Genomic DNA, 22,346 nt, shown 5'->3' with positions numbered 1-22,346 from the left:
TTGATTGTAGAAAAGCCTTGCGAACAGAACAATGCTGATTAATTTCATCCTTAGATAGATATGCAAAACCAGCCCCTATTACATATACTGTCTAATAGTTTTGGTATCTCTAGTGTCTTTTTACCCAATAACAGTTTGATATTTTTAACAAGTTACAATATATTTCTAATAATTTTATAAAATGTCTCATTTAGCTAGTCTAATTGCATATCGGTGTTATTGTGGTTTGCAGATGCGAAGTGAGACACTCGATGGCTAAGTTCCGTCAATCGTCCTTTCGACGAATTTTAGTAACAAGAATTCTGCTGGTGTTTGTTCCGGTGTTATTAGTCGGGGAAATGGTTGCTCTGAATAAGGCACGCTCAAGTCTTTTGACAACTGCTCGGCAAAACTTAACAGAGAGTGCTATCAATAAAGGTGAAAAAATTACTGATACGATTGCTGTACTGAAAACTAATTTGCTGAGTGCTAGTCAAACTACAGTCATGAAATCGGGTTACTCAACCCAAGTTCAAACCTTTCTGAATCAAATATCACAACAACTACCAAACCACGTTGATTGTATTCAATTAAAAAATCTCCAAACAGGTAACATCATTGCTAGTAGCTGCGGTGATAAAGCAATTTCAGAATTAAGATTATCTTTTCCCACTGATGAAGTGCAAATCCAAGCTATATTACCACCCAAAGCCGGAACAACAGGCAAAAAAAACACACACAATCAGCTGCAATTGCTATTATCAGCCCCAGTTTATAATCGTCGCGGAAATTTAGCTTATGCCTTAATTCTTCAGACGACATTACACCAAAAAACTACAAATAAACCTGGCTCACTTACCGGCTCTCTGATAGTTATTGCTGAAAATGGTGCTATTTTAGCTCATCCTTTGGCAGAAAGAGTGGGAACTAATATTAAGAATTACTCAGATGCTGAACAACTAAAAAGCTTAATTAAAAATGCAGTTGCAGGAAGGAATGATTCAATAAATTTTAATTTTATAGAAAGCGAACAATTAGTTGCCGGCTATACAGCTATTCCTGATCCCATTACCCCAAAGCAGCAAAAAAAATGGGTCATTTTAGCTGTAACAAGTGTAAAAAATGCACTGTTTAGTTTAGATGAAATCAAACTTATCCTGATTGTTTTGACTGTCGGTTTAATTGGTGCAAGTTTGTTGGCATCATTATATTTAGCTCCTTATCTAGCAGGCCCTGTAGAAGAACTCAGAGACTATGCTTTAAATATTCACAGTCACCACGCTGCACAACCAATTCCTCGTAACTTTGAAATTCGGGAATTTAATCAACTGGCACAAGCACTCGATCAAATGGTTGAACGACTTAAAGCATGGGCAGAAGAACTAGAAATAGCCTGGAAAGAAGCCAAATCAGCTAACAAAGTTAAAAGTCAGTTTTTAGCTACGACTTCCCATGAATTAAGAAACCCACTAAATATTATTATTAACTGCGTTCGCTTAGTTAGAGATGGAATGTGTGATGACCGAGAAGAAGAATTAGAATTTCTCCAGCGAGCGGATGAAACAGCAATTCACTTGTTAGGAATTATTAATGATTTACTCGATATTTCCAAAATTGAAGCAGGTAAACTCTCCGTAGTAATAGCTCCTCTAGAATTGCGTCAACTACTGCTAGAAGTTATTAATTTACAATCAGTAAATGTCCAACATAAGGGACTGCAATTGAAATGTGAATTAGGTAATGAAGCGATACCAATTAAGGCAGATGAAGTAAAACTTAAACAAGTTCTCATTAATATCATTGGTAACGCTACGAAATTCACCGATACTGGGAGCATCACCATTAGCACAGATATTCAGCACAGTCATGGTAAATATCATGTGATAGTCTCAGTCAAAGATACAGGAATAGGTATTGATCCTGGACAGCAGCATAAACTATTTCGCCCCTTTGTGATGGTGGATGGTACAACCACACGCAAATTTGAAGGTACTGGACTGGGATTAGCAATTTCTCGAAACTTAATCGAACTCATGGGAGGAACTATTACCCTTGAGAGTTTGGGTTTGCACCAAGGGACGACGGTAAAAATTATATTACCTTTGATTAATACATCTGTATTATCTAACACAGGGAAAAAAGGGGATTTAAGGAATAGTGAACATACTTCTACTAATGAAGTAAAAGCAATCAGTTATCCTAGCTTGCACCCAGATCAAACTTTGGAAATTTACGATTCTTCACCAGCAGATATAAAGGAAGAACAAGTAGATACAGGTGAGATCAATCGAATTTCACAACAAGGTGAAAAAGTCGCAAAGCTTTAATATTTCTCTTTGTATAGCCGTGGATAGGGTGGTTAGGACATCAATGTGATAATGAAACTTTCACTACAAGTTTTACTCCTGTACAGACGTTTCGGCGAAACGTCTCTACTGACTCCTGCTATAATTCAGTTTTATTTTCAGGTTGATATGAATTCTCACATCTTGCACCTTGTCAATCAGGTTACAGAAGACCCAAAAAATTAAAAAATTAAGGATTAGTGATGGTGATAGATTTACCCCCTTGCTGGAGAGATGTAGTCAAAGCGGTGAGAATTTCTACTAATTCTCTACCTACCCAACCAGAGGAAACTAAGGAAGGGGTATTCTGGAGGATAGAAACAACAAAGCGATCGCACACTTTTTGTAATGGTTCACCCTTTTCGATTTCCAGCACTTCTTGGCTTTGATTCATCGGCATGAATTGATTCCCATCTTTGGCAAATTCCCCATGTATCAGGGTTAAAGGTGATGCGGAGGACATTTCGTCAAAAATCAAGCTACCCTTGCTACCGACGATTCCTAAGCGTCTTTGTTTATCAGGATTTAGCCAACAAAGATGAATATATGCTTGAAATTTATCTGGATAAGTCAGCGTTACCCAAACTAAATCAGCTAAACCTTGGTTTTCGGTTGCGGTTCCCTCAATTTCCCTATTTTCCTGTAGCCATACCGTACCTGTTGCTTGCACTTTCACAGGTAATTCACCTAACCAAGTGTTAAAGATAGCGATATCGTGAATAGCTAAATCCCACAATGCATCAACATCTTGCCGAACGGGTCCCAAATGGGTGCGGGTAGCATAGCCATAACGTAAAGCACCTAATTGACCAGATTGAACAACAGTTTGACCTCGTTCTACGGCTGGATGAAATAAATAGGTGTGGTCAACCATGAGTATCAATTGCTGATAATCGGCTAATTGGCAAAGTTCCCGGCATTCTTCGGGATTCAGAGTTAAGGGTTTTTCTGCCAAAACATGATATCCCTGCTGGAGAGCATCTTTAATTAAGGCATAGTGAGTGGTAGCAGGAGTTGCGATCGCTACTGCATTCACTCCTAGAATTTGCTTGACAACTTGCCAATCAGTTGTTAATAATACATTTTCATCTAAATTGAACTGTTGTTGGACTGCTGTCAATCTTGCTGGATGGTTGTCTACTACAGCCACTACAGACACTTGAGGATGTGCTAAAAAATTTCGCAATAAATGTACTCCCCAACGTCCTACCCCGATGATCGCAAGTTTAATATTAGTCATCCGATTTTGGATTTTGGATTTTGGATTTTGGATTCACCCCTCTGATAAATCCGGGGGCTTGTACCATTAAGGAATTATTAGTCATTTGTCATTTGCTCCCTTAGCAATTACCTCTTCAGTAACTGCTACATAAGCTACTTTAGCGGCTGCCTGTTCAGCTGCTTTAATAGAGCGTCCCTTGCCTTGTCCTAAAATTTTTTCATTTAACCAAACTTCAGCAGTAAAACGCTCTTGAGTGCCGTGGGGTTGATTCACCTCCACTACTCGATACTCTGGTAAAACTTTAAATTGTGCCTGAGTCCATTCTTGGAGAGCCGCTTTATAGTTGAGTCGAGCCGGATCAAGACGAATTTCTGTAGTCAGTTCTTGGAAGTGGGGATCTAACCAAGGACGAATCAGATTGAGATTGTGAGTACTGAGATAAAGCGCTCCCAGGACTGCTTCAAAAGCATCTGCAAGTCTTGATTCTTGACCAACATGATCAGCGGTAGCACTACCAGCGACGAGTAAGTATAATTCTAAACCATATCCTCTTGCTAATTGGGCAAGAATGCGATCGCTCACCAAAACGGAACGAATAGCCGCAAAATCCCCCACAGAGCAATCAGGATAATGTTCCCATAACATCACAGCCGCAACCAGCCGTACCACCGCATCACCGACAAACTCGAGTTGTTCATAATTTGCCGACTCAGAAACAGTCGCATGAGTTAGTGCCAAATCAAGTAAAGGCCACTTTATCGGTGCATCTTTTGACAAACCCAGCTTCTGGACTAAACTTTCAAGTTGCCGTTGACGGCGGGGATAAACGAGGGACATTCAGTAAGTGTGGAAAAAGGGCTAATAACTCCTAACTTAGCATTAAATATAGAGTATAAATACACGACAGGTAGCAGCAGGGCAAACTTTCCCAATTTTACAGCTTTGGAACGCTATTAATGCCTAATATTTATGCTAGAAGTTTATTCTCTAGCAATTCACCGAAATTATGATCCGGATAAAGTTTTTGTAGGAGTTTAGCATTGCTAAACCCCTAGCTATTTAGGTTAAAAATTAATTACTTTTTTTCACTCTTTTCTTTTTCTCTGGTTTTAGTAAAGGTGCATTTAAAGCTTCATATAGACTAAACAAAAATTCAATCCGATTTAATTCATTGACAAATGGCTGCGGACGATAACACAAATCTACAGCTTTATCTAAATTTTGATGGGCTTTTACTAAATCTGGCGGCATAGTTCGCGGATCATACAAGTCAGCTAAACTACTATCAGGATATTTTGATCTTGTATCTAAAACTGCTTGCGCGGCTATTTCTACTTTCTGTTTTTGTTTATCATTTACATTTTCAGGAAATGGATAATTATTATAAACAATTGTACTTGAATAGCTGTAATCACTTTTTAATCTCCCACAGACAGACTTCACCCATGTAATATGCATTTCCGAAGTCAGAATACCAAAAAGATATAGAGTAGCATTAGGGATAAGCTGAATTTTATTACTTGCAATAATACTAGAATCTAAAAAACCGATTGGGATATACTTCCTTCTTTCAGATGAAACTTCAGGAACTGCAAGATAATTTGTATCTGGTTGTCGAATTTCAGTAAAAACATAAGGTGTTTGGGCTGAAGCTTGCGTTGGCAGTTTCGTACTTGCCATCCTCATCTGTTTAACTTTTTCAATTCTTTCTAAAACATGAGGCATTAATTTTAATTCGTTGGGTTGTATATTTATTAACCATAAACACCAGCGTTTTATACCATTAATAAACTCTTGTGAGCCTAAAAACTGCCTAATAAATTTCTCTGAATTTGGTTCTTCTTGTAAGATAATCAGCTTTTCTTCATCAGAGAGCAATAAATTTCCACCATCAGTAGGCTTACTGCCATATATCATTTCAGGTACACTACAAATTGGCTTACTTCTCTTCAAAATAATTAAATCATTTCCTGCTGCTAAATATGGATTAATATTTTTAACTTTTCGTTCTGTTGGTTCACCTTTAATATCTACATAATCAAAAATTCTTTTATTTTCAATATTCTGTAAACCAAAACCAATAATTACACAATGTACAGCAGCATTTCCTTTTGCCTCATTTCTCCAACTAAAAGTACGATGAGCAAAATGTATTTTTATTTTATAATTGCTGTAAAGCTCTTGCCAAAGAATACCAACCTGTTCACCCTGGGAAATAGAATTTGTACTAACAAAAGCACAACGAATATTTGTATTTTGAATAAACTGAGCAGCTTTGATATACCACGCAGTGACATAATCCAACAAACCTGCACTTTTCAGGCTGCCAAAAACAATTTGCATATCAGCTTTTTGTTGTGCATCTTGGTAAGTTTTTCCTACAAATGGCGGATTTCCTAAAATGAAATTTAACTTTTCTTTCGCTACAACTTTATCCCAATCAATTTGTAAAGAGTTCCCATGAACAATTTTAGCGGATTTAGTTAATGGAAGTCTGACAAAATATTGTCCAAATTCATTACTAACCTTGATATTCATTTGATGGTCAATTAACCACATTGCTACCTCAGCAACACGCACCGCAAACTCATCATATTCAATCCCTGCAAACTGGTCTACGTCAACTTGAATAAAAATTCTAACATCAATAAAACCTTCTTCTTTTTTATACAATTCACGCAAAATTTTAATTTCTAAATCTCGCAATTCTCGATAAGTAATAATCAGGAAATTACCGCAACCACAAGCAGGATCTAAAAAATGTAGATCAGCTATTTTTTGATGTAATTCTTGAAGTTTGCCCCGACTGCCTTTTACTCTTTCAAACTCCGTATATAAATCATCTAAAAAAAGAGGCTTAATCAACTTTTGAATATTCTTTTCAGACGTATAATGTGCGCCAAGATTCCGCCGTTCCTTTGGATTCATCACCGCTTGAAACATCGAACCAAAAATAGCAGGTGAAATCTTACCCCAATCTAAGGCACAAGCTTTTAACAACATTTCGCGCATTTCGCTATCAAAAGCAGCAGGTTGTAAAACTTCTTCAAATAACTTGCCATTTACATAAGGGAACTGAGCTAAATTGGTATCTAAATTTTTTAATCTTTTTTCAGGATGTGTATTTAATATATGAAAGATAGAAGCAATGTGCATCGCTAAATCACTACCATCGGATTTAGTATGTAAATCAATATATTCCCAAAAAATACCTTTATCAAAAATGCCAGTATCATCAGCAAATAAACAAAAAAGCAACCGCACTAAATAAACTTCTAAATCATGACCTGTATAGCCAACTGCTTCTAATAAATCGTGCAGCTTACCCATTAATTCAGCCGCTTCAATATTTACAGGATCTTCATCTTTGTAAGTGCGCTTTTCATATCCAGCAATAAAACCGAATAAATGCACCTGATTGAAAAAATCTTTAAGTTCAAACTCTGCGGTAATATCATTATCTAAATCGTAAAGTCTAAACCTTTGAAAATCTGAGACTAAAATATATTTTGGTAATTCGTGTTCTTTTAATCCAGGGAAATAATCTTTTGCCTGTTGCATGGCTTTATCTAAACTTTTTCCTCTGGATTTATGCTCTACTAAAATTACACCCTTCCAAAGTAAATCAATAAAACCTTGTTTATTATCAGCTTTTTTAACAGACTGTTCAAATGTTGCAACCCGTCGCCGAGAAATACCAAAAACATTAAAAAAGCCATCCCAAAATGACTTTCCTTCGGCATCTTCTGAAGTTTCATATTCCCATTCTTGGGAAAAAGCAATTGCTCGGCTTTTGATTTCGTTCCAACTTAATGGCATAGCAGATTATTTTGAAGTAAAAAAAAGTGGTTTTCAGTGATCATAAATTAACATGACAAGGGCGGTTATAAACCGCGTCTACACAGCTACAACCCGCATGATGCGAGGGTTTGAAATTTTTGATTTTTCATTAGTCCACGCAGGTGGACTTAGTTTGTGTAGCGGTGATTTCTAATCGCTGAAACTAAAAAACGAACTATGGAAAATAAAAAATCCATAATTCGTTTAAAGAAGAGAGTCGGTAGTAAGCCGGGTTCTGTTCTCTTTCGAGGGCAGTTATCTATCTGGGATGCCTGTTACCAGACACCTCTAGCGGCTCTTGTTTAACGGAACTGGTAAAAGACCAACCATAGTTCCTCTGGCCTTGCTCCCAACCGGGGTTTACCGAGCCAGCACCTCTCGATGCTGCTGGTGCGCTCTTACCGCACCTTTGCACCCTTACCAACCAATTTAAAATTGATGGGCGGTATCTTTCTGTGGCACTATCCTCACGATCGCTCGCACTGGACGTTATCCAGCAAGTTTGGTCTTTCGGAAGCCCGGACTTTCCTCAAACCAGTGTTGATAACTGATCTGCAACTGCCTACGCCTACTCTCTTCTTTATCCAGTGTACGCTTTGATCGCCATCTGTGTCTGGATCGGAATTACTTCTTTTTATTCCAAGGTAAAGCGTAAGTCCAGGATAGCTTGGTGATGGTAAAGGGACAATTGATAATTGACACTGGAGGAACATTAATACCAGGAGCAATACCGACTCTCATTTCCGAAATCCGCAGCACGAGTTGTAATGAAAATTCCAAATCTTTTTTGCCATCTATGAAGTCTTTGTATAACTGCTTTTGCTTATCATTCTTTTTTATAGCAGCAACATTAATTAAAGGCGATGCTGGTTTATAAATACCTAATTCTTTATCTCTTTGAAAAACATCTTCTGCGGTGACATTTTCCGAAATAGTTTTCTTAGGAGCAATGATAGTAGGAACTTGGGGTATGGCTAAATCACGTGTTAAATCTGGGGATTTGCGAATCACTCGACGGGATTGCTGAGTATGCTCAACCACAAAAGAACTATTATCCCAGTCAACGTATATGGCAATACTTTCTGATTTATTTTCAATACTCATTGATAACTCTTTCAGATCAGTTTCTATCTTATCTAAACCATAATTACTTGTTTTAAAAGAAATACCCACTGTATCTTGCAAATTTTGTTCTTTTAATTGTTTATCGACAATATCCTTCTGAAAATTTAGCATCACCATATCGTCGATAGATTCAATCATGCGATTGAATGTGTAATATACCCCCAGGATATAAATTGTCAAAACAATGAGATTTTGGTCGCCGCTTGGTACTGCCATAAATGTGCTGTTCAACTCTTAGATTAATTTATTGATTATAAATTTTTTTTGTTGGCATTTTTAATCATGCTTAATATCTACTGAATTATTTAGCCAACCACGTCGCCAAAAAAAGAATATTAATAGACCAGCAATCATTGCCATAAATGCCAAGCATAATGGATAACCCCAATACCAATTGAGTTCAGGCATATTATATGGTGATTTTTCAGTATTAAAATTCATGCCATATATTCCAGCCACAAAAGTTAGGGGAATAAAAATTGAGGAAACCACCGTTAGCAGTTTCATAATTTCATTCATTTTGTTGCTGACTGCGGAAAGATAGACATCCATTAATCCAGATGTCAGTTCTCGGTAAGTTTCCACCATATCCATCACTTGCACCGTATGATCATAACAGTCTCGCAAATAAATTCGCACTTCATCAGTAATTAGTTCACTACCATCTCTAATTAAAGAATTAATTGCATCCCGTTGCGGCCAGATTGCACGACGCAATTGCAGTAATTCTCGTCTAATTTGATAGATTTTTCGTAATGTTTGTGGAGTAGGTTTAACAATTACTTCCTGCTCCAATTCTTCAATTTGCTCTCCATAAAGTTCTAATACGGGAAAAAAGCCATCAATAATGGCATCTAATAAAGAATAAGCTAAATAATCGGCTCCTTGTTTGCGAATAATACCTCTATTTTTCTCAATTCGCACCCTTACTCCTTCCAGACAATCATGTTCTGCTTCCTCCTGAACTGTGAGCAAATAATATTTTCCTAATACTAAACTGACTTGTTCACTATAAAAACCATAGCCTTTTTCCTTCGGTACTACCATGCGAGCAATAATCAGCAATTGGTCTTCATAATCCTCAATTTTGGGACGCTCTGTCATATTGACCACATCTTCTAAAACTAGAGGATGTAAATCAAAAACTTTCCCCAATCTTTCTAAGACATCTCGATTACCTAAGCCTTGTACATCTACCCAAGAAACAGATTCTGTATCCAAGTAATTAAGGCAATCTTCAGGGTTAGTAATTTGTTCACGGATAAAGTTAGTTTGGTTATAGTCAATTATAAAAATCATGGGCTGTTCAGCATTTTCATCAATGATGATTGTGCCTGGCAGAGTTCCTGGTTGATGATAATATTCTTTCTCATGTCTTTTAGTAATAAATTTAGAAGTACGGTGAATTTTTCTAATCATGCATTTTTACCTAATAGTCATTTATCAAAGGTTTTTGTAGGGTGGGTAAAGCCCTTGCGGGCATGGCTAAGTGCAAAGCACACGCTGTGCGAACGCTAGAGCGCAGCGTAACCCACCATTATCCCCTAAATTTATGGTGGGTTACCGACTAGCGTCCTAACCTACCCTACGATTTTTGGGTAATTTATTTTTTGGTGTTCCCTAAGTCAAGAGCTTCTAAAAGTGGCAATGTCTAAATCTACATTACAAAACTTAATTATGAATTACGAATTATTTTAATTGACCTTGAGCAAAACCGCTTTTTACAATTCTCGTGAGAAGTCAGCAGTATTACAGCCGACATAATAGCATTTATAAGTTTCTGCAAAATTTCTGAATCGCATAAAAAACAGTTTGCCTTTTTGTCAAGACAAACTGTAGAAAAAATTAAAAATTAATTATTTGGGGAAGTGGTGATTAGAACATACCCATGCCGCCCATGCCGCCCATGCCGCCCATACCGCCCATACCGCCCATACCGCCCATACCGCCCATGCCACCCATGCCACCATCAGGAGCAGCGGCAGCTTGTTTTTCAGGCTTCTCGACGATAATTGCTTCGGTAGTTAAGACCATCCCAGCAATAGAAGCGGCGTTTTGTAAAGCTGAACGGACAACTTTGGCAGGATCGATGATCCCGGCGGCAATTAAATCTTCAAATTCGTCTGTAGCAGCGTTGTAGCCGATGTTAATATCAGTTTCCCGCACTTTAGCAACAATCACGGAACCTTCAACACCTGCATTGTCAGCGATTTGGCGTAAAGGAGCTTCTAGCGCTCTTTCGATAATTTCAGCGCCAATCTTTTCTTCTGCATCGAGGCTGTTTTTAATTGCTTCTATCTTAGAAGCCAGGTAAATCAGGGTAGTACCACCACCGGGGACAATACCTTCTTCAACCGCAGCTTTGGTGGCGTTAAGTGCGTCTTCAATCCGCAGTTTGCGGTCTTTGAGTTCGGTTTCTGTGGCTGCACCCACCTTGATAACTGCCACACCACCAGCTAATTTGGCGATGCGTTCTTGCAATTTTTCTGTGTCGTAGTCAGAATCAGTTTCTTCTAACTGCTGGCGAATTTGAGCAATCCGCTTTTGGATTTCTGGTTTGGTGGTGCTACCTGCGACAATAGTGGTATTTTCTTTGTCAATGGTAATTTTTTGAGCAGTACCCAACATTTCCAAAGTAGCGGTATCTAAACTTAAACCGATTTCTTCAGAAATCATCTGTCCATCTGTGAGAATGGCGATATCCTGTAATAAAGCTTTGCGGCGTTCACCAAATCCAGGGGCTTTAATTGCTGCAACCGTCAGTACACCCCGTGCTTTATTGACGACTAAAGTTGCCAAAGCGTCTCCATCGACATCTTCGGCAATGATCAGCAAAGGTTGACCTGCACGGGCAACTTTTTCTAATACAGGTACTAAATCCTGAATGCTGCTGATTTTTTTGTCGGTGATCAAAATGCGGGCGTTTTCAAACTCCACCGTCATCCGTTCGTTGTTGGTGATGAAGTAGGGGGAAATGTAACCCCGGTCAATTTGCATCCCTTCTACTACCTCTAATTCGGTTGTGAGGGATTTGGATTCTTCAACGGTGATGACACCATCTTTGGTGACTTTTTCCATTGCTAGAGCCAGCATATTGCCCACTTCTTCGTCATTACCAGCAGAAACTGTAGCAACTTGAGCGATCGCACTGCCTTCTACTGGCTTGGCTATTTTGGCAATTTCTGCCACTAGCAACTCAACGGTTTTATCAATTCCCCGTTTCAAGCTAATGGGGTTTGTACCAGCAGCAACGTTCTTTAAGCCTTCCTTAATGATAGCCTGTGCTAAGACCGTGGCAGTAGTAGTGCCATCTCCAGCAATATCTTTAGTTTTGGAGGCTACTTCTTGAATTAATCTGGCTCCGGTATTTTCCAGAGGATCTTCTAATTCAATTTCTTTGGCAACAGTGATACCATCGTTGACAATTTGAGGTATACCAAATTTTTTTTCTAAAAGGACATTACGACCTTTTGGCCCCAAGGTGATTTTCACCGCGTCAGCCAAGGCGTTAATACCCCTTTCTAAAGACCGTCGTGATTCTTCATTAAATGCAATAATCTTGGCCATGTTTGATTTCTCTAGCGCTTCCATTAGACAATTTAGCACTCACAGGCAAAGAGTGCTAAGTGCCTCAGCTACTGAATTTAACAGATACAAATAAAAAATTGATTAATATTACAGTTAATGCTCATTTTAGATACTGGCAGTAATGGTGGAATTGGGAGATGAATCTAGAGAACTCCCTGAAGTACCTTGGTATAGCTGACCCTAGCGGCACCGGCTGGTTGGCAGTAGTTTTTACTTTTCTTTTGGCTTGGCTGGTAACGTGGCGTTTAATGCCAATTATACGCAAATTTGCTTTGCGGGTGGGTTGGGCAGACCAACCTAACGCCCGGCGACTCAATCGAGAACCTTTACCTAATGCAGGAGGTTTGGCTATCTATGCCGGTGTTATTGCCGCTTTGGTACTAGCCAGCCTTTTACGTCCTATTGAACTCCAAGGCGTATTAGCTCAAGTTTTAACGATTCTGTTAGGAGGGTCGATATTAGTCCTTGTCGGCTTTATTGATGACCAATTTGGCTTACCCCCTTCTGTCCGTTTGTGGGCGCAGATTACAACAGCACTGTTGCTGGTTGCCAATGGTATCAGCATCAAAGTTTTTTTTGGTACTCCTATTGATTCGCTGCTGTCGATGGCGTTGACAGTATTGTGGGTTGTAGGTATTACCAATGCTATTAACTTAATGGACGGTATGGATGGTTTGGCAGGAGGAATTAGCTTTATTACCGCCATGAGTTTGTTAGCGGTTTCTGCCCAATTTAATAATCGGGCGGCGGCTACTTTAGTTTTGGCAGCTTTGGCGGGTGCAGCACTAGGCTTTTTGCGCCATAATTTCCACCCGTCGCGCATCATCATGGGTGATGCTGGAGCATATTTTTTCGGTTATGTACTAGCAGCAACTAGTATTTTAGGCAAACTTCAACAAAATACTGTTTATGCTCTGATCCCCACGGTTTTATTTCTGCTGTTGCCAGTTTTAGATACTACTCAGGTGTTTATCCGGCGACTCTTGGCAGGAAAAAACCCTCTCAGTACTCCCGGTAAAGACCATTTACATCACCGCTTGTTAGCTTGGGGATTATCCCAACGTCACGCCGCTTTTACATTGTGGTCAATTACCTTGTTTTTTAATCTGTCGGCAATGAGAGTACAAGGGATGAGTTTGCCGGTGATGATGGCCTGTGCCAGTAGTATCATTTTGCTTTTGGCTTTTACTGTCTGGCAACGAATATACAGTAGGGAACAGGGAGCAGGGAACTCTTAACTCTCTTTTTATATGATTGATACAAATGGACAGACGCGGTGACGGGGAGATGGGGAGATTCATTTGTAGGGTGGGTTAGCGCAGCGTAACCCACCATTATCCCCTAAATTTATGGTGGGTTACGGACTACCGTCCTAACCCACCCTACGATTTTTGGGTAATTTATTTTTTGGTGTTCCCTAAGTGAATTGGAAAGTAAGTAGGTGGGCGTTAAAAAATATAATATAGACCTAACCCCCCCAGCCCCCTTCCCTACCAGGGAAGTGGGAGTCAAAGCCTCTCCCCTACAAGGGGAGAGGTTTGGAGAGAGGTTTTATATTTAATTGCGCCAAGCTACTTACCCCGACAAAATTAATTACACGCATTGTTTTTCTGTTCCCCTTTCCCTGTTAAGAGTTCCCTCTCTCCACAAATGAATTTAATTTTGTCCGACTACTTGTAACACCTTGATAATTGCTATAACTGCGGCATTTTCATCTCTTTATTTCTCATAAGTGTGAGATCAACAATGTGATTCACTTACTGGAAAATCGAAAATCTAAAATTGGTATTATCGCCCTAAATCGTGCATTTCATTAATCACAGATGCACATTTTTGTGTCAATGTCTCCAATTCTTGTTTATTAGTGGAACTAGGAGCATCAATTAATTTACCAATTCTGACAGTCAGGGGAACTGAACGGGGAAGTGATGAACCTGGTTGTAAAATCTTGTCAGTACCCCATAAACTTACGGGTAAAAAAGGTACTTTTGCCTTGGCTGCTAGTAGTGCGGCTCCTCTTTTGGGGTCAGTAATGCGACCATCTGGGGTACGAGTCCCTTCTAAAAAAACGCCCACAGCCCAGCCATTATCAAGACATTCTAAAGCAGAACGGATTGCAGTCCGATCAGCACTTCCCCGACTGACCGGGTAAGCACCGTATAATTTAATTGCTTGTGCTAAAACTGGAACTTTAAATAATTCTTCTTTAGCCATGTAGGCGACGGGACGACGTACACAACTAGAAACAATTGGTGGGTCAAAGTAACTAGCATGATTGCTGACTACTAGCAATGGGCCTGTTTGAGGGACGTTTTCCACGCCATAAATCTTGATACTAAAGTAAGTATGCAGCATGGGACTAACCACTGACCATTTAAAGGCGTGATACAGTGCCAAACTAATTAAGGGTTCACGAGTTCTAGTCACAGAAAATAATATAAATCAAACAGAATACAAAAGTCAGAATTCAGCAGTCAGAATTCAGCAGTCAGAATTCATTTTAACCTTTAACTGGGAGCATTCTCCCAGATCATAACTTCCTATTTCTTCTACACTAGTACCGCAGGGCGGAAGTCAAAAGTCAAAAGTCAAAAGTCAAAAGTCAAAACGAAGACAGCATAAGATTGTTGGAGATTTAGAATGGTTGGTTTATTTACGCCGTGCTGTACTAGTTTCCTAATGTTAAAGCTTGCTGACCTTGGGGCGAACTTGCATAGCCTAGGAATGCTTGCACTCCCACATTAGCAGGGTCTTTATAAACGTAATACAGTGAACGCTGGTAGGGATAATTACTTGTATCTGGAGCCAAACCATCCACAGCTACGACTCGCACGGTTTGCTGATTAGCAACCTGAGCAAAGGTAGCATAGCCGATACCATCAGTTCCCAAAGCTTGAATTAAGGGAGTTGTGGCATCTCGTTGTAGTGTAGTAATGTTGGGTGTTGTCCCAAAATTAGCTCCTTTTAGCACTAATTCTTTAAATGTTTGATGTGTGCCACTAATTACCGGTCGATTAATAACGCGGATTGTTGCAGGTGAACCACCCACTGCTGACCAATTATTAATTTTTCCCTGAAAAATATCTGCAATTTGGCTGCTGGTTAATCCTCGGTTGAAAGGATTTGCCTTACTGACAATCAGAGCGATCGCATCTTGTGTTACAGTAACAGCCTTTAATCCCTGACTTTGCTCTTGTGCTGTCAATGGTCTGGAAGCTGCGGCCAGATCAACTTTACCAGCTAATAGATCCTGAATTCCCTTATCTGTTCCATTCCCAAATGCTTCTACTTTTGTACCCGCAAACTGTTTCTCAAAACCATTTTTCAGGTTTTGGTTAATTGTCACCATACTGGTAGAACCGTCTATTTTTACGGTAGTGCCGCTGGCTACTGTTGTTGGTAGTGAAAAAGCCCCAGTCGTAGTTGTAGTGGTTGAAGCAGAGTTCCGCATGAAAAACCACCAGTAACCACCACCTAAAAGCCCTAAAAACAACAAGATAAAAACAATAGGTGGTGGTCCGCTTTTCTGACTCATAAATTCCTATTTATTCTGGTAGTTGTTTGGGTAGAGAATCTTGTAACCTTTGCAAACGACGGGCAACTTCGTCGTCTAATGTCATATTTTCGATTTCGGCCTGTAGTTTTTCTGCTGGATTTTCTGACAATTCTGCTAAAGCTTCTGTCTTTAAATTCCGACGCTCAACTGCACCTTTAGCTTTTTCAAAGTCACTTTTAGCGGAACCAATGTCAAATTCATTATTGACTTTGGCTATCATTGCCAGAGCTTCATTTACCTCTGACATATCTTTCATATTCTGCATATCAGCTTTATAGCTTTCTAGCTTCATGCGCTCACGGTTGAGTTTATCTTTAGAAGCTTTTACTGCCATTTCTGCCTGTTTAACCATTTCCTCTAGTTTGGGCAAGATTTGCTCTGTTTGAATGGCTTTACTCATGGCCATTCGCGCTGCTTCTTCATTGCCACCATTTTGAGCAATCATCGCTTGTTGCTCTAGGGTTTTGAATTCTTTAACTTTTGTCTCATATTTATTCTTGGCGGTTTTATAAGCACCTTCTTGAGCCGCAACTGCTCCAGCCAGTTTCTGCACTGCTTCTTGCATTGACTGTAAAGATTCTTCAGCAACTGCTACAGCCACTTTACCACCAGACTCGACAGGCATTCCCCATAACCAGTTCCAAGTCCCAACTATGGTTCGCCCTGCCCTTTCACCCATTATCCAGTAGACAGCTTTTTTCATAACCCAAAGTTATTTCAGTGAGGATGGTTATGGTAATATTTTTACCTTAATATAGACACATACACCAGTCTTCTGTCAACTTTTTCAGGTATTTCGCAAAAACTTATATTAAGCTGTCACGCCTGTAAATTGCATAATTATGATTTTAGGCAAAACTTTTTCGTTAGCCAAACCTATTATTAGACAGGGATGAAATTTAAATTTGCATCTTCTAAAATTCTTGTAGAGAAGTTCCTGAGAAAGTCTCCACATTATTTATCACCAGATATTTATTGAGGATTACTATCATCAGTGAGATGATTTGTGCATAGAATTGGACATTCCACGGACTTGTTTCCAGACCAGTCTGTGAAAGTGTTGTCATCTTTGTAATGACGAGGGGTTTGCAGCATCAATTGCCATGCTTGGCCAGCATTTAACAAATTGAAACGTTCAGGGTAATGTGTTTGTAGTAATTCTTGCACCATTGGCGCGTAATCTGAATTTATGCCAGGAAAAATGTGATGTTCTGTGTGGTAAGAAAAGTTAAAATGTAAAACATCAAATATTTTAGGAACTCGAATAGAGAGACTATTAATCAGAGGATCATTTACACTTGTCATTTTACATACCATATGATTGGTATAGATATAAAATATCAGCCCTGCATAGCCTATCCAAATTGGTAAAAAGTAGCCCAGAAGAAGTTTAACGGGATGAAATTCTAGGTAAGTTAAGATGCTTGCATGGATTCCGACCATAATTAATAATTCTAGAGCGATCGCACGTCGTTCCTTACCACTAACTGTAAAAGCTACCACAGGATATTGCGCTTTACCATTGTTAAACAACAAAACTGATGTGAGATTACGAAATGCGTGAATTCCCCAAGCATGACCCATACCGATAGTCAATAAAATAGGATTTACCTCAGCTGACGGCACAAAAGCATTCTGAATCCATTTACCCCAAGTTTTAGATTGGCTATCTAAATAATTGCGATCTGGATCTTGCAAGGAATTGGTTTTATTGTGATGTTCTCGATTGTGTACTGCCTTCCACAAAGTTGGTGGCATCCATAACATTGTTAATCCCAGCAGACTAATTACTTGTCTCAACCGGGGATTTTTAATGCTGCGGCTGTGGAGCAAATCATGGGTACTAAAAAGGAGAACAATCACACTATTACCCATCACTAATGCTAGTGGCAAATAAAGCCAGAGAAAATACCAATTCCATTTATCAAGGTGATTAGCAATTCCCCAACCCAGCCCTAAAATTGCTAGATTAATTAACAGAATCCAGACTTTATTGGTATCAGGTAGAAATGCCTCTGCTGGCAGTAAAGGACGCAGCTTTTTAGCATAATCAGCTTGCGTCATCCAAATTGTTTTTTCAACTGTATTCATGAATATTTCTAGTTTTGTTTGAATAGTTATTAAGCTGATTTTGGAGAAATTTGCAGGAAGTTTAAGGTTGATTTTTTTGGCGTTATCTTACTGATACTCTTCACAAATTACTGGAATTAATCAAGTAAATCTTTAGACAAAAAATAGGCAACAGAACTTTTTTATGATATTGAAATCGTTAGTCCACAACACCAAAAACTTCAAGGAATAAAGATTCTACCTGCTCCCATATAGTTTTCAATATCTAATAAAATATCTACTAGACGAGCAGCACATCTTTCTCTATAACCACGCTCATCGAATCGATCAGGATTTCCAATAGTGAGAATTGGTAGTGAAGTTGCTATATTTTCCTCACGAATCATTTGCTCTAGGGAATCAGATCCTTTCATATTGCGATTAGCTGTAATCAGAATCATTTGGTTTGCTTGAGCAAATTGCCACACAATTCGGTCACTACTATCTGTTGCTAATCCAATTTGTTTGAAAGTGAAAAAGCGAATTGACAAGAGATCAACCCAACCTTCTGCTGCAAGTGTTCCCCAGAATAAAACCGCGTTCCCTGTCAAATTATAGTCAATTAGGAAATTCATGATTGGGATGTAATGCGCTCTTTCCACGATTGCAGTTTCGCACGCAGAGCTTCCTGACCAATTTTAGTAGGCATAGCTGCTATTTTGGCAAATCGTTCGCGGTTTTGTTCTTGCCAATACTGTCGAATTTCCTCTGCTGTTTGGAGAAATTCTTGATACTCAGTTTCTATTTCCGCAGAATGAGCATCTATGTAAGCTAAAGCCAAGTTAACTTGCTCATCATTGAGTCCGAGCTTTTCACGAATCAACTTGGATGGATATTGGGCTTTTAAATAGTCCATCACATCGTACAAGGTAATACGAGTTCCGGTTATCATCAGTCCTCTTTCTGTCCGAATGATACCTGATTGTTCATTGGATACGGTTGTCATATCCATCATCTCCTAGAAATTGTTTCTGTTGACCCTAATTTAATTGTGAATGAATTTACCCTAAACAGGTAACTCAGCAGCATTACGAATGTTTTCTAAAATTAAGCCAGCAGCAGTACGTTTTATCAAACCTGTTAAAACATTACCAGGACCAATTTCTACAACTCGCTCAATTCCATTTTCTGGTAATTGCAGAGAAATTTCTCGCCAGCGAACTGAACCTGTCATTTGTTGAGAAAGCCGCTGTTTTAAAATTTCCGCATCAGTTTCTGGAACTGGGTCTACATTAGATAAAACGGGAAAAATTGCTGACTGAAAAATCACTGAGTCCAGAATTTCTTGGAATTCAGTGGCAGCAGCTGTCATTAAATGTGAGTGAAATGCTCCTGAAACTTTTAAGGGGATAGCACGCTTGGCTTTGACTTGCGACATTACAGCCTGTACACCATCTGGAGTCCCAGAAATGACGACTTGAGCCGGACTGTTATCATTTGCTAGGACTACATTAGGTGTATCGCTAATGACTTTTTCTAATTGTTCGCGGTCAAAGTTCATCAGTGCGGCCATCATCCCTCCTGCGGAACTATCCATGATTTCCGCCCGACGTTTAACTAAGTGTAAGCCCGTAGACCAATCAAAAACGCCAGCAATATAAAGGGCTATGTATTCTCCTAAACTATGACCAGCAACTAAATCTGGTTGCTGCCCCCGTTCTCGGAGAATATCAGCGATAATGCTTTCTACTACGTAAAGAATCGGTTGAGTATAGAGTGTGCGTGCTAATTTTTCTTCGTCGTGTTTACAGATATCGACGACAGACCAGCCTAAAATTGCCTCAGCTTGGGCAAATTTTTCTTGAGCAGATGGTATTTCTAGTAGATCCATTCCCATGCCTAAGGTTTGCGAACCTTGTCCGGGAAACACCCATGCAGTTTTAGTCATTGTCATTAGTTATTAGTCATTGGTCATTGGGGAAAAGGTAATTGGTCATTGGGCAAGAAATTCCCTCCCCTGCCTCTTTACCTTCCCCATTGAAAAATTGCTGCACCCCAGGTTAGACCTGCTCCAAAGCCGGAGGTAGCAATGATATCATTGGTTTTAATTTTTCCTGCTCGCACTGCTTCATCTAAAGCTATAGGAATAGAAGCGGCAGAGGTGTTGCCGTATTTGGCAACGTTACTGATTACTTTATGTTCTGGAATATTTAAGCGATCAGCGACAGAGTTCAGTATCCGCTGATTTGCTTGATGTAATACGAGCCAATCTATGTGGTCAACGGTGAGATCAGCTGCAAATAAGGCTTTGTCTATAACTTCTGGGACTTTTTGGACAGCAAAGCGATAAACTTCTTTGCCGTTCATGCTGATAGGTTGGTAAGTTCCCTTGGTTACATTTATACCTGGACTAAGTTCTTGGGCAGAACCGTCATAACCGAGGTTGAGATAATGATTTTGAGTACCGTCACTTTTAAGAGAAAATCCTAATAAGCGATCGCTCTTATTGGCCTGCAAAACTACTGCCCCTGCACCATCGCCGAACAATACACAAGTGCGCCGATCTTGCCAATCTACCCAACGAGAGAGGATATCTCCCCCTATCAACAGTACATTTTGATAAACACCTGTTCTAATGTATTGGGCTGCTGTGACTAGTCCAAATACAAAGCCTGAACAAGCTGCTGTTAAGTCAAAAGCGACTGCTTTGACAGCGCCTAATTCAGCTTGAATGCGGCAAGCATTACCAAATAAATCGTCTGGGGTAGAAGTTGCCAGCAAAATTAAATCAATATCCTCTGGATTAATTCCTGCGGCGGCAATAGCCTGCTGACTAGCAGTAGTAGCAAGTGAAGTTAATGACTCAGGTGGCAATGCTAACCGCCGTTGACTAATTCCTGTTCTTGTGGTAATCCACTCATCTGATGTTTCTACCAGTTGAGTTAGTAATTCATTATCTAGGGTAGTTGTTGGTACTGCCGACCCACTGCCTGTAATTGCTACACCGTTGAATATTGGCACTCTTAATCTCCTATAAGCTTCAGCATTTTTGTCAGTTGTCATGTGTCAGTTGTCATGTGTCAGTTGTCGTTTTTATCAAGATAAGTAACTAATACTAATGACTAGTACCGCAGGGCGGAATTAAAAATTAACAATTAAAAATTAAATAAAGTAGATTAAACAGGCTTTTTCGGTATTTTTAATGGTTGCTTAACTTACGCCGTGTTGTACTAGTGACCGTGCCAATTTTAGATTTTAGAGGGGAGATTTTAGATTAATAAAGAAAACCTGTTTTGAAAATGAAATTAATTTTTCAATGGTTCATCCTAAATCTAAAATCCCAAATCCAAAATTGAATGACCAATGACAAATGACTATGGCTGTTCGCGTAGCGTTTCCTAGAGAAGGCTAATCGCTTTCACTCTGTAGGATTTGATATTGGGACTGAAGTCTTTGCAGTACCTGATTGTCTACAGCTTCTTTGGCCATGCGAATCGCACTAAAAATTGACGGCGCTTGGGAACTACCATGACCGATAAAACAAATTCCGTCTACGCCTAAAAGTAATGCACCTCCATGTTCGGCGTGATCCATGCGCTGTTTAACGCGCTTGAGGTTGGGTTTTAAAATTGCCGTGCCAATTTGACCATGTAAACCTTGGGGTAGTTCTTCCCGCAAAATTTGCAGAATTACTCCGCCCACGGCTTCGGCAAATTTTAATAAAATATTACCCACAAAGCCATCGCAAACAATTACATCAAATTCACCAGAGAGGACATCTCGTCCTTCGGCATTGCCAGTAAAATTAATTTGGGTATTTTCCCTTAAGAGTTGGTGGGCGCGGAGAGCTACTTCATTACCTTTAGTATCTTCTTCGCCAATATTCAATAAACCTATTTTGGGTTCAGGTGTTCCCAAAACATATTGACTATAAATCGATCCCATGACAGCAAACTGTTCTAAAAACTTAGGACGGCAGTCTACATTAGCGCCGACATCAAGTATCATTACTGGTTTGCCTGCAACGATTGTGGGAAATACTGTCCCAATAGCGGGGCGATCAATTCCTGGTAATCGCCCTAAGCGGAGTAACGCTGATGCCATTGCTGCCCCAGAGTGACCCGCAGAGAATACTGCATCTGCTTGCTGGTTTTTGACTAAATCCATCGCTACATTGATGGAAGCCTTACGTTTGCGTCTAACAGCGGTGATCGGTTCCTCATCCATAGCGATCGTTTCCTCAGCAGGAACAATCTCTAAACCCGCCATATTTGTTTTTGGCGGCATTGCAGCCTCAATTTGCTGTGGATCACCCACCAATAATATTTTTACACCCAATTCTTCCCGCGCTCGCAGTGCGCCAGAGACGATTTCAGCGGGTGCATGATCTCCCCCCATTGCGTCAATTGCGATCCTTACACCAGTCGATCCCATTGCTCCTAGCTCAAAGAAACCTTACAAATTTTATCAGATTGCAATACTTAACAATTAAAAATTCCCAAAAAAGCATTAAGAAAATGGACTTTTTTCTGGAAACAAGCACCGCTGCTAAACGTATTATTATTAATATACGCTTATAAGGTATCATAAGACAGTCTTGTCGGCACTATTAGTTATTGGGTAATTTTACTAATACCACAGT

17 protein-coding genes and 1 other RNA gene are annotated in these 22,346 nt (G+C 39.5%); 2 read left to right on the top strand and 16 right to left on the bottom strand.

Going from position 1 to position 22,346, the window contains the following annotated elements; translation table 11 throughout:
* Nucleotides 1-251 precede the first annotated feature (251 nt).
* Nucleotides 252-2,306 (top strand): ATP-binding protein, encoded by a 2,055-nt coding sequence (locus A9Y75_RS11845; protein ID WP_071189769.1) that lies wholly within the window; start codon nt 252-254, stop codon nt 2,304-2,306.
* Between the two features lie 208 nt (nt 2,307-2,514).
* Here the strand turns inward: A9Y75_RS11845 and A9Y75_RS11840 are convergent, their stop codons facing one another.
* The 7 genes from A9Y75_RS11840 to groL form a co-directional block, all read right to left on the bottom strand.
* Entirely contained in the window at nt 2,515-3,564 is a 1,050-nt protein-coding gene (locus A9Y75_RS11840; protein ID WP_177176165.1) for a Gfo/Idh/MocA family oxidoreductase, read from the bottom strand.
* Between the two features lie 81 nt (nt 3,565-3,645).
* Nucleotides 3,646-4,383, bottom strand: coding sequence for a ribonuclease III (gene rnc / locus A9Y75_RS11835; RefSeq protein WP_071189768.1), 738 nt, complete (start codon nt 4,381-4,383; stop codon nt 3,646-3,648).
* A 234-nt stretch (nt 4,384-4,617) separates the two neighbouring features.
* A complete protein-coding gene (locus A9Y75_RS11830; RefSeq protein ID WP_071189767.1) occupies nt 4,618-7,365 on the bottom strand; it encodes a DNA methyltransferase in 2,748 nt (915 codons plus the stop codon).
* Between the two features lie 229 nt (nt 7,366-7,594).
* Nucleotides 7,595-7,962, bottom strand: an RNA gene (gene rnpB, locus A9Y75_RS11825) — RNase P RNA component class A.
* 48 nt (nt 7,963-8,010) lie between these two features.
* The gene (locus A9Y75_RS11820; protein ID WP_071189766.1) at nt 8,011-8,727 is read right to left on the bottom strand and encodes a hypothetical protein; all 717 of its coding nucleotides are present in this window, start codon (nt 8,725-8,727) and stop codon (nt 8,011-8,013) included.
* Between the two features lie 60 nt (nt 8,728-8,787).
* Entirely contained in the window at nt 8,788-9,930 is a 1,143-nt protein-coding gene (gene corA / locus A9Y75_RS11815; RefSeq protein ID WP_071189765.1) for a magnesium/cobalt transporter CorA, read from the bottom strand.
* Nucleotides 9,931-10,386: 456 nt separating this feature from the next.
* Nucleotides 10,387-12,078 (bottom strand): chaperonin GroEL, encoded by a 1,692-nt coding sequence (groL, locus tag A9Y75_RS11810; RefSeq protein ID WP_071190125.1) that lies wholly within the window; start codon nt 12,076-12,078, stop codon nt 10,387-10,389.
* 158 nt (nt 12,079-12,236) lie between these two features.
* Here groL and A9Y75_RS11805 point away from each other — a divergent pair, with 158 nt between their 5' ends.
* A complete protein-coding gene (locus tag A9Y75_RS11805) occupies nt 12,237-13,337 on the top strand; it encodes an MraY family glycosyltransferase (RefSeq protein ID WP_071189764.1) in 1,101 nt (366 codons plus the stop codon).
* Between the two features lie 550 nt (nt 13,338-13,887).
* On the opposite strand, the gene A9Y75_RS11800 is transcribed toward A9Y75_RS11805, so the two are convergent.
* From A9Y75_RS11800 to plsX, 9 genes are all read right to left on the bottom strand, one after another.
* Nucleotides 13,888-14,526 carry a lysophospholipid acyltransferase family protein gene (locus tag A9Y75_RS11800; protein ID WP_071189763.1) on the bottom strand — a complete coding sequence of 213 codons (639 nt, stop codon included), beginning with the start codon at nt 14,524-14,526 and terminating at the stop codon, nt 13,888-13,890.
* Between the two features lie 241 nt (nt 14,527-14,767).
* On the bottom strand, nt 14,768-15,634 hold the full coding sequence (locus A9Y75_RS11795) for a phosphate ABC transporter substrate-binding protein (RefSeq protein WP_071189762.1): 867 nt from the start codon (nt 15,632-15,634) through the stop codon (nt 14,768-14,770).
* Between the two features lie 10 nt (nt 15,635-15,644).
* A complete protein-coding gene (locus A9Y75_RS11790) occupies nt 15,645-16,358 on the bottom strand; it encodes a PspA/IM30 family protein (RefSeq protein WP_071189761.1) in 714 nt (237 codons plus the stop codon).
* A gap of 269 nt (nt 16,359-16,627) precedes the next feature.
* Complete coding sequence (locus tag A9Y75_RS11785; protein ID WP_071189760.1) at nt 16,628-17,746, bottom strand: fatty acid desaturase; 1,119 nt, start codon at nt 17,744-17,746, stop codon at nt 16,628-16,630.
* Between the two features lie 200 nt (nt 17,747-17,946).
* A complete protein-coding gene (locus A9Y75_RS11780) occupies nt 17,947-18,339 on the bottom strand; it encodes a DUF5615 family PIN-like protein (protein ID WP_071189759.1) in 393 nt (130 codons plus the stop codon).
* A complete protein-coding gene (locus tag A9Y75_RS11775) occupies nt 18,336-18,710 on the bottom strand; it encodes a DUF433 domain-containing protein (RefSeq protein ID WP_177176164.1) in 375 nt (124 codons plus the stop codon). Before A9Y75_RS11775 ends, A9Y75_RS11780 begins: the two co-directional genes overlap by 4 nt.
* A 60-nt stretch (nt 18,711-18,770) precedes the next feature.
* Entirely contained in the window at nt 18,771-19,652 is an 882-nt protein-coding gene (gene fabD, locus A9Y75_RS11770; RefSeq protein WP_071189757.1) for an ACP S-malonyltransferase, read from the bottom strand.
* Nucleotides 19,653-19,729: 77 nt separating this feature from the next.
* Nucleotides 19,730-20,767 carry a beta-ketoacyl-ACP synthase III gene (locus A9Y75_RS11765; protein ID WP_236721385.1) on the bottom strand — a complete coding sequence of 346 codons (1,038 nt, stop codon included), beginning with the start codon at nt 20,765-20,767 and terminating at the stop codon, nt 19,730-19,732.
* Between the two features lie 345 nt (nt 20,768-21,112).
* The gene (gene plsX, locus A9Y75_RS11760) at nt 21,113-22,138 is read right to left on the bottom strand and encodes a phosphate acyltransferase PlsX (protein ID WP_071189756.1); all 1,026 of its coding nucleotides are present in this window, start codon (nt 22,136-22,138) and stop codon (nt 21,113-21,115) included.
* Nucleotides 22,139-22,346: the final 208 nt, after the last annotated feature.

It is taken from the genome of Trichormus sp. NMC-1 (assembly GCF_001858025.1).
Lineage (GTDB): Bacteria > Cyanobacteriota > Cyanobacteriia > Cyanobacteriales > Nostocaceae > Anabaena.
This window is presented reverse-complemented; position numbering and strand designations above follow the sequence as displayed.

Coding starts and splice junctions, on each gene's coding strand:
- A9Y75_RS11840 (WP_177176165.1), bottom strand. CDS start 3,564: ATGACTAATATTAAACTTGCGATCATCGGGGTAGGACGTTGGGGAGTA.
- fabD (WP_071189757.1), bottom strand. CDS start 19,652: ATGACTAAAACTGCATGGGTGTTTCCCGGACAAGGTTCGCAAACCTTA.
- groL (WP_071190125.1), bottom strand. CDS start 12,078: ATGGCCAAGATTATTGCATTTAATGAAGAATCACGACGGTCTTTAGAA.
- corA (WP_071189765.1), bottom strand. CDS start 9,930: ATGATTAGAAAAATTCACCGTACTTCTAAATTTATTACTAAAAGACAT.
- A9Y75_RS11785 (WP_071189760.1), bottom strand. CDS start 17,746: ATGAATACAGTTGAAAAAACAATTTGGATGACGCAAGCTGATTATGCT.
- A9Y75_RS11820 (WP_071189766.1), bottom strand. CDS start 8,727: ATGGCAGTACCAAGCGGCGACCAAAATCTCATTGTTTTGACAATTTAT.
- A9Y75_RS11790 (WP_071189761.1), bottom strand. CDS start 16,358: ATGAAAAAAGCTGTCTACTGGATAATGGGTGAAAGGGCAGGGCGAACC.
- A9Y75_RS11765 (WP_236721385.1), bottom strand. CDS start 20,767: ATGACAACTGACAAAAATGCTGAAGCTTATAGGAGATTAAGAGTGCCA.
- plsX (WP_071189756.1), bottom strand. CDS start 22,138: ATGGGATCGACTGGTGTAAGGATCGCAATTGACGCAATGGGGGGAGAT.
- A9Y75_RS11830 (WP_071189767.1), bottom strand. CDS start 7,365: ATGCCATTAAGTTGGAACGAAATCAAAAGCCGAGCAATTGCTTTTTCC.
- A9Y75_RS11795 (WP_071189762.1), bottom strand. CDS start 15,634: ATGAGTCAGAAAAGCGGACCACCACCTATTGTTTTTATCTTGTTGTTT.
- A9Y75_RS11775 (WP_177176164.1), bottom strand. CDS start 18,710: ATGACAACCGTATCCAATGAACAATCAGGTATCATTCGGACAGAAAGA.
- rnc (WP_071189768.1), bottom strand. CDS start 4,383: ATGTCCCTCGTTTATCCCCGCCGTCAACGGCAACTTGAAAGTTTAGTC.
- A9Y75_RS11780 (WP_071189759.1), bottom strand. CDS start 18,339: ATGAATTTCCTAATTGACTATAATTTGACAGGGAACGCGGTTTTATTC.
- A9Y75_RS11805 (WP_071189764.1), top strand. CDS start 12,237: ATGAATCTAGAGAACTCCCTGAAGTACCTTGGTATAGCTGACCCTAGC.
- A9Y75_RS11845 (WP_071189769.1), top strand. CDS start 252: ATGGCTAAGTTCCGTCAATCGTCCTTTCGACGAATTTTAGTAACAAGA.